Below are 7,274 nucleotides of genomic sequence, written 5' to 3'. Positions count from 1 at the left end.
CTAGAAGAAAAAAGTTACTTGCAATATCTTTTTAGATATCCTCAGCGTTCTGTTAACTCCTTGTAACTTCAGTTATGAGCAAAAGCTGAATCCAAATCCCGATTGGTGTAAGTTTTCCCAGTTTGTGTTCCAGAACACAGCAGAGTAGCTTGGTAGCCCCGTACTTGAATGCGGGGCGGAAAAGCCTTAGAGCAGCTTTAGCTGCTGTTCAATGCTATAACTGCTGCTAAGTAAGCACCCACCCCGGTGAAAGACCCAGACAGTGCTGTCAGTCAACAAGTAAGCGGAACCTTGAGACTTGGTTCCAAGGAACCGTCTAGGGGCGTCTTGACAACGCCTTTACGAGTCCGATTGTGGACTGCGTAAGAATCCCCTGACTTTAGTCGGTGGGAGTGTCAAATTCTCTTTGTTCAGCTTCCTGAAGTCAGTCTGGGGGGTTTGCAACGGTTGTCCAGAGGCCGAAGCGTGCTGTCCGGCAGTTTTGATAGAATCGCCATCACAGGTTTTAGGGCGCGCAGCGCCCACGGCATGCACAACAACTCGACTTCTTCCGCTCCCACCGATCTGGAGATCATCTCTTTGTTGGATCCGCGGCAGGCTATGTCTCTGGCGGGCGTGCAGGAGGCCAACCTGAAGTGGATCAGCCGCTGTAGCGGCGCCTCGGTAACGCTGCGAGGACAAGACCTGTACCTAAGGGGCACACCTCAACAGCGGCAGCAGGTGCGGCAGTGGCTAGAATTGCTGAGACCGCTTTGGCAAACTGGACACCCTGTTACTGTGATCGATGCCGAACAAGCCTTTCGCGCCCTCTCTAACCAAGAAGCTGACGCCTATCATCAGGCGCAGGTAAGTGTTCTGGCCCGCACCCGCAAGGGAGAGCTGATCCGGCCCAAGACGCCCCGTCAACAGGAGTACGTGCGAGCCATCCGAGCTCACGACCTTTGCTTCGGCATTGGGCCGGCGGGCACCGGCAAAACCTATCTAGCTGCCGTCGTGGCCATCACGGCCTTGCAAAACCGCGAGTATGAGCGCCTGATCCTCACTCGCCCTGCGGTGGAAGCAGGGGAGAAGCTGGGGTTCTTGCCTGGGGATCTGGTAGAGAAGGTGGATCCCTATCTACGGCCCCTCTACGATGCTCTGTTTGAGTTTATCGATCCGGCCAAACTGCCCCAGTTGATGGAACAAGGGGTGATCGAGGTGGTGCCGCTGGCCTACATGCGCGGTCGCACCCTGAGCAATGCTTTCATCATTCTGGACGAAGCCCAGAACACCACCCCGGAGCAGATGAAGATGGCGCTCACCCGCCTGGGGTTTCGGTCGCGCATGGTGGTTACCGGGGATCTCACCCAAACGGATCTGGGCAAACATCGCCTGTCGGGCCTAGCGGCTGCGGAGCGCATCCTGGCCGGGGTGGAGGGAGTTGCCTTTTGCTACTTTGACCAGCGGGATGTGGTACGCCACCCCCTGGTGCAGCGGATTGTGGATGCCTACGCCCGCTACGAGAGCCAGCAGTGAGGCCGAGGGTCATCTTCTTCGATGCCGTGGGCACGCTGTTTCGGGTGCGGGGCAGCGTCGGCCAGGCCTACAGCCAGGTGGCAGCAGCGTATGGGGTATCGGTGGATCCGCAGGCGCTGGATCGCGCCTTTGCCCAAGCTTTTGCCAGCGCTCCGCCGCCAGCCTGTGCCGGTCTGTTGGGATCCTCTTTGCTGGCTTGGGAGCGGGCCTGGTGGCGGCAGGTGGTGCGCCAGACTTTTGCAGGGGTGGGATCCCTGGCTGCTTTTGGGGAGGAACGGTTTGAGGCGTTTTTTGCCCGCCTTTTCGAGTATTTTGCCGGGGCGGATCCCTGGGAACTGTATCCGGAGACGCTGCCGGTTCTCCAGGCCCTCCAGGGGGAAGGGATCCGGCTGGGGGTGATCTCCAACTTCGACAGCCGCCTGCCCAAGGTGCTGCAGGCACTGCAGTTGGAGGGCTATTTTTCCAGCCTCACCCTCTCCACCCAGGTGGGCCATGCCAAGCCCGATCCCCGCATCTTCCAAGCTGCCCTAGAGACCCAAGGGATCCCGCCTGCCGCTGCCTGGCACATTGGCGACAGCTACCGCGAAGACTACCAAGGGGCCAAGGCAGCAGGCTTGAGAGCCCTTTGGCTGGATCGAGAAGGGAAAGATAGCGCCTGCCAAGAGCGAATCGAAAACTTGTGGGGATCCCTCCCCCTGCTCAATGCGCTGGAGCGGAATTAAGCAGTAGCGGGGCAAAAACCCCATCGGGCTTGAGCAAGTAGCGCCGCAGGTTCATCTGCCGCTCCAGAAGGCAGGCATGACCGCTCAAAGGCGAGATCTCCACCTGAGCCTGGGGCAGTCGCTCCGCCAAACGCTGCACCTCCTGCACCGAGGGTAGGAGGCGGTCCCGCCCCCCCGCCACCAGCAGGGTTGGCAGCCTCATCGACTCCAGGGGCAGCTCTTCCACAACAAAGGATCCCAGCAAGGCCAGGCGCTGGGCAGCCACCTCGGGAGCAACGCTGTGTACGGCCTGGCGCAACCGCTCCCGATCCGGCGGCTCCATTTGGCTTAGCTCCGCCAAAAATCCCAGCCCCCGCTCCGCCATCTGGTGGTAGAGCGCTGGCGGCAAAAAGGGCAGGAGAACATGGCCCGCCCACCACCAGGGCCGGCGCCGCAGGGATGAGGCCGGGTTGACCAAGATGAGGCCACGACAGCGCTCCGGCTGCTGGGCGGCAACGGCCAACGCCAGACAGGCCCCAAAGGATTCGCCGCACAGATAGGCCCCCTCTTCCAGTTGGGATCCCACCCAATCGGCCAGGCTCTCCCAGCTATTTCCCGCTTCGGGGTGGTTTAGGCTCAAAGGGCGGACGTGAAACTCGGCTTGCAGAGCCTGCGCCTGCCGGTAAAACAATTGGCCTGTGCCATCCATACCCGGCAAATAGAACAGCGGGGGCCGCTTCTGGTGGCTTGGAATAGAGGCGGTGGGCTTACCCTTCAATTTTTCCATCTCCTTGCCAACCCCAAGCGCACCTGTTCGCGGGCGGCTGCCGTTAACTCCTGAATTAGCTGCAGCCTCTCCTGGCGGCAGGTATAGCGCCCTTCTCCCCTCACCCAGAGAGGGGATCCCACCTTGAGCACCACCCGGCGATAGATCACCACCGGGTGCCCTCCTTGCTGCTGAAACCTGGGCTCGCTGGGATCAAACCAGCGGAAAAAAGCCATGGGAATATCCATCCCCCGCCACTCTTCCTGGGCCCACAAGGCCACCGGCAGGATTGGCAGAGGATCCACCTTGGCAGCCAAGGCCAGATGGGCAAAGCCCGGCTGGAACCGTCCCACCTCCTGGGGTGAGGTCTCGCGGGTAATCTGGTCTGCCCCTTCCGGGAAAATTCCCACCCCTCCGCCCGCTGCCAACGTGGCCTGAGCCTGGCGAAAAAAGTGGATCTGCGGCCAGGATCCCTGCTGGAGGGGGATACACCCCAGCGCCAAGGCGATCTCCCGCAAGAGGGGCACCTGGGATAGATAGTAGTGGCAGGCAAAACGAATTGGTCGATCCAGCCCCGCGATCAGCACCGGCGCATCCAAAAAGCTGCGATGGTTGCTCACCACCAGCAGCGGGCCTTGGGGAACCCGCTCCTTGCCCTCCACCCACACCTCCGTCTGGAAAAGAGCAAGTAGCAACTGGGCCACTGCCCTCGCATCTGGGAAGCCACTGACCTGCATAGGCGCTGTCAAGGATTCCATTCTCTTGCTCAATAGTCCACCCCGCGCCGCAGATCCGCGCCTTGCTCGGCATAGTGCTTGTGGCTCACCATTTCCGAATGGACAGAGGCCAGCTCAAAGTAGGGCAAAGGAGCATGGCAGCGCCCTGTGATGATGATCTCCGTGTCGCGCGGCTTGCGCAGCAAAGCCTCAACAATCGGCTCCACGTCCAATAGCTCCAGATCCACCGTGGGGTTGAGCTCATCCAGAATGATGGTTTTGTAAAGCCCGGAGGCAATGGCCGCCCGTGCCAACTCCCAGCCTCGCTCTGCCTCTACATAATCGATTTCCTGCTGCTTGCCCCGCCAGACAATGGCATCGCGGCCGCAGCGCTGGTGATCCACTAGATCAGGGTAGCTCTCCCGCAAGGCCCGAATGGCCGCATCTTCCGTGTAGCCCGTCCCCCCTTTGAGCCACTGCATGATCAACACCCGGTGGGAGAGATCCTTGCTGATGCCACGCCCAATAGCCTGCAGAGCCCGTCCCAGAGCGCTGGTGGACTTGCCCTTGCCGTTGCCGGTGTAAATCTCAATGCCGCTAAGGGGGGGCTGGCCATTCTGGGGATCCGTCGCCCGACGGACGCTGCGCATTTCTGAGTGCAGATCGGCCAGGTCGATAATTTCCTTGGGGGCGCCCCGCCCGGTGATGATAACTTCCATCTCCTCCGGCTTTTGCTTGAGGGTGCTGACGACCTCCTCCACCGGCAGTAGGCCCAGATCCAGCACCGGGTTCAGCTCGTCCAGCACCACCACCGAGTAAAATCCAGACGCCAGCGCCCCCTTGGCCACATCCCAGCCGCGGCGGGCCTCCTGACGGTCAAACTTGGTGATCTCGTCGGGGCCAAAGAACTCTCCTCGCCCCGTGCGCAGTTGATCAATGAGGTGGGGGAAGCCCCGCTGCAGAGCGGCAATCGCCGCGTCCTCCGCATAAGTGCGGCCCGGCCCCTTGAGAAACCGCACCAGCAACACCCGGCTGGGGGCCGCATTTTCGATTCCCAAGCCAATGGAGCGCAGCACAACTCCCAACGCCGCCTGGGACTTGCCCTTGCCCTCGCCATCGTAAACGTGGATCTGGCCTCGTCGGCGGTCAAACTGTTGCGCGGTTACAATGCCGACTTCTGCCATGCCCCTCCGCATCACGCCGCTGTCCAGAACTCGTGCTTCTCTACCCCCATCTTAAAGTCTAGCCAGAGGTTTTCGGGAAAGCGCGGAGAAGGGCCAGAAAAAGCCGGCAAGAGCCGATCAACACCGGGATAAGATGAGCAATGGTTGTCCAGCCCAGTGCCCATCTAGCGAGGGATCCCCCTTGTACCCGACTGTGTTTTCTTCTCGCCCCTTGCCCCCTGCGGTTGATAGCCCTATTGAGCTGGTGGGCGGCACGCCCCTCATTCGCTTACGGCGGGTTACTGCTGAACTGCCGCCATCGGTGCGAGTGTATGGCAAAGCAGAGTGGTACAACCCCGGCGGCTCGGTCAAGGATCGCCCGGCCCTGAACATGATTCGCACTGGCGAACGCGAGGGCAAGCTGAGGCCTGGCAAGATCATCCTGGATGCCACCAGCGGCAACACGGGCATCGCCTATGCCTGGATAGGGGCAGCTTTGGGGTACAAGGTGAAGCTGGCCCTGCCGGCCAACGCCAGTCCAGAGCGCAAGAAGATCCTCGCTGCCTATGGGGTGGACTTGGTGCTCACGGATCCAGCCCTTGGCTCCGATGGGGCCATTGAGAAAGCCCGCGCCCTCTACGCCGAAAACCCCGATCTCTACTTCTATCCTGACCAGTACAGCAACCCCGCCAACTGGCAGGCCCACTACGAGACCACAGGGGTGGAGATCTGGGAGCAAACCCAGGGGCAGGTCACCCACTTCGTGGCCGGCCTGGGCACCAGCGGCACCTGTATGGGGGTAGGGCGGCGCCTGCGGGAGTACCGCTCTGATATCCAGATCATCGCCATGCAGCCCGACTCCCCCTTCCACGGCCTCGAAGGCCTCAAGCACATGGCCACCGCCCTTAAGCCGGAGATCTACGATCCCACCCTGCCGGATCGGCACGTCGAGGTCTCCACCGAGGCGGCCCAAAAGATGGTAAAACGCCTGGCTCGGGAGGAGGGCCTGCTGGTCGGCATCTCCGCCGGCGCCAATGTGGTGGCTGCCCTGCAGGTGGCGCGTCAGCTCTCGGCAGGGGTGGTGGTTACCATCTTCTGCGATGGGGCCGACAAGTATCTCTCCGAGCGGTTTTGGACAGAAGACTAAACTCGCCCGTACTGCAATGGCCCCTCCTCTTAACAGCTCCGCCCTTCTGCCGCTATGATGGTTAAACCTAGAATGCGGATGTGGCGGAATTGGTATACGCGCACGTTTGAGGGGCGTGTGGCTTTGCCTTGCGAGTTCGAGTCTCGCCATCCGCACTGAGCCTTCACCCCCAGGCCCTCCCCCTCCTTGGGAGAGGGGAAATGGTCAGCGGTGGGCCAGCCGAGAATTGATCTCGACTTTTGCGCTATTCCCGAACGGCGCCCTGCAGGCGTGTGCCCCAGGTGCGGGCAAAGCTCAGGTCAGCCCCAGTCAGATTGGCATCGCGCAGATCGGCCCCGCGCAAGTCGGCGCCGTAGAGGGAGGCGGAGGAGAGATCGGCCCCCCGCAAATCGGCACCCCGCAGGTCCGCTCCCTCCAGGTAGGCACCGCTGAGGTCGGCGCCACGCAACTGGGCGCGCCGCAGATTGGCTCCCACCAAGTAGGACTGGCTGAGATCGGCGCCAGTGAGGATGGTGCGCTCCAGGTTGGCCTCGATCAGGTCGGCACCCTGGAAGTTAGCCTCTGCCAGATCGAGGTTGCTCAGCTCGAGGGATCCCAGCCGGCAGTTGGGACAGGTTCGGGAAGCGATAAGATAGCGCAAGAAGCAGGCGTTGGGGGTTGTGGCGGCGGCAGTGGAGGCCACGGCTGCTGTGGTCAGTAGCGCTAAAACGGCGGCAGCTTTGAGATGGAAATTCATGGTAATCAAGCCTCATGAAAGGTTGACTGAGACAATCCGGCAGAGCGGGGTTGTTCTGCGTTGGTCACATGATAGTGGCATCCGTCGGCTTCGACCACTCCACAGGTTTGCCTGGGCTCCCGCATTGACAAATTCCCTCAAGCTGCGATGACGTTGTGGCCTTATCGCCCTAGAGCTGGTGGGCTATCGCCGGGCGGGGGAGGATCTTGCAGCAGCGGCTCCACCCAATGCCAAGACAGTTGCCCCAGTCCCAGCAAAACCGAAAGTATCGCCGAGGCAGCCAAGACACAATCCCAGCGGATTGCCAGCCGAAGAGGATGGTTCGGCTTGCCTTTCCTCGAGCTGGGCCGGGCGACGGGCAAGCTGTCCCAGGAGGGGAGAGGGCGACAACGCAGGAAGCAACCGCAGCGGCGACAGCGACGATCGGAGTCGAGGTTGAGCCAATGGCAAGCTGGACAGCGGAGCATGGGAAAGGCCAGGGATCCCATCCGGGTGCAGCGCGAGCAGTTGCGGCGTCCGGCAACCATATC

General features: G+C 61.4%; 8 protein-coding genes and 1 tRNA gene. 5 read left to right on the top strand and 4 right to left on the bottom strand.

Annotated elements, in window-relative coordinates:
- Positions 1 to 528: 528 nt before the first annotated feature.
- Together NW852_RS09230 and NW852_RS09225 are read left to right on the top strand one after the other, a co-directional pair.
- Complete coding sequence (locus NW852_RS09230) at positions 529 to 1,515, top strand: PhoH family protein (protein WP_414363817.1); 987 nt, start codon at positions 529 to 531, stop codon at positions 1,513 to 1,515.
- Entirely contained in the window at positions 1,512 to 2,237 is a 726-nt protein-coding gene (locus NW852_RS09225; RefSeq protein ID WP_414363818.1) for an HAD-IA family hydrolase, read from the top strand. The genes NW852_RS09230 and NW852_RS09225 overlap by 4 nt, the downstream gene beginning before the upstream one ends.
- On the opposite strand, the gene NW852_RS09220 is transcribed toward NW852_RS09225, so the two are convergent.
- The 3 genes from NW852_RS09220 to NW852_RS09210 are packed head-to-tail and all read right to left on the bottom strand — an operon-like array spanning position 2,215 to position 4,882.
- The gene (locus NW852_RS09220) at positions 2,215 to 3,003 is read right to left on the bottom strand and encodes an alpha/beta fold hydrolase (protein WP_414370660.1); all 789 of its coding nucleotides are present in this window, start codon (positions 3,001 to 3,003) and stop codon (positions 2,215 to 2,217) included. The two genes, NW852_RS09225 and NW852_RS09220, sit on opposite strands and share 23 nt — an antisense overlap.
- Positions 2,991 to 3,719, bottom strand: a complete 729-nt coding sequence (locus NW852_RS09215; protein ID WP_414376587.1) for a lysophospholipid acyltransferase family protein — start codon at positions 3,717 to 3,719, stop codon at positions 2,991 to 2,993. Before NW852_RS09215 ends, NW852_RS09220 begins: the two co-directional genes overlap by 13 nt.
- A 29-nt stretch (positions 3,720 to 3,748) precedes the next feature.
- Positions 3,749 to 4,882 (bottom strand): cob(I)yrinic acid a,c-diamide adenosyltransferase, encoded by a 1,134-nt coding sequence (locus tag NW852_RS09210; RefSeq protein ID WP_414370656.1) that lies wholly within the window; start codon positions 4,880 to 4,882, stop codon positions 3,749 to 3,751.
- A gap of 181 nt (positions 4,883 to 5,063) precedes the next feature.
- Between NW852_RS09210 and NW852_RS09205 the strand changes: the two genes are divergently transcribed.
- Both NW852_RS09205 and NW852_RS09200 read left to right on the top strand, forming a co-directional pair.
- The gene (locus NW852_RS09205; protein WP_414363822.1) at positions 5,064 to 6,008 is read left to right on the top strand and encodes a PLP-dependent cysteine synthase family protein; all 945 of its coding nucleotides are present in this window, start codon (positions 5,064 to 5,066) and stop codon (positions 6,006 to 6,008) included.
- Positions 6,009 to 6,082: 74 nt separating this feature from the next.
- A tRNA-Leu gene (locus NW852_RS09200) sits at positions 6,083 to 6,163 on the top strand.
- Positions 6,164 to 6,252: 89 nt separating this feature from the next.
- Here NW852_RS09200 and NW852_RS09195 read toward each other — a convergent pair.
- Complete coding sequence (locus NW852_RS09195) at positions 6,253 to 6,744, bottom strand: pentapeptide repeat-containing protein (protein WP_414363823.1); 492 nt, start codon at positions 6,742 to 6,744, stop codon at positions 6,253 to 6,255.
- A gap of 327 nt (positions 6,745 to 7,071) precedes the next feature.
- Here NW852_RS09195 and NW852_RS09190 point away from each other — a divergent pair.
- Positions 7,072 to 7,274 (top strand): hypothetical protein (locus tag NW852_RS09190; protein ID WP_414426672.1); only part of this gene is annotated, 203 nt, incomplete at its 3' end.

Origin of the sequence: Synechococcus sp. H60.1, assembly GCF_047462335.1 — a bacterium.
Lineage (GTDB): Bacteria > Cyanobacteriota > Cyanobacteriia > Thermostichales > Thermostichaceae > Thermostichus.
This window is presented reverse-complemented; position numbering and strand designations above follow the sequence as displayed.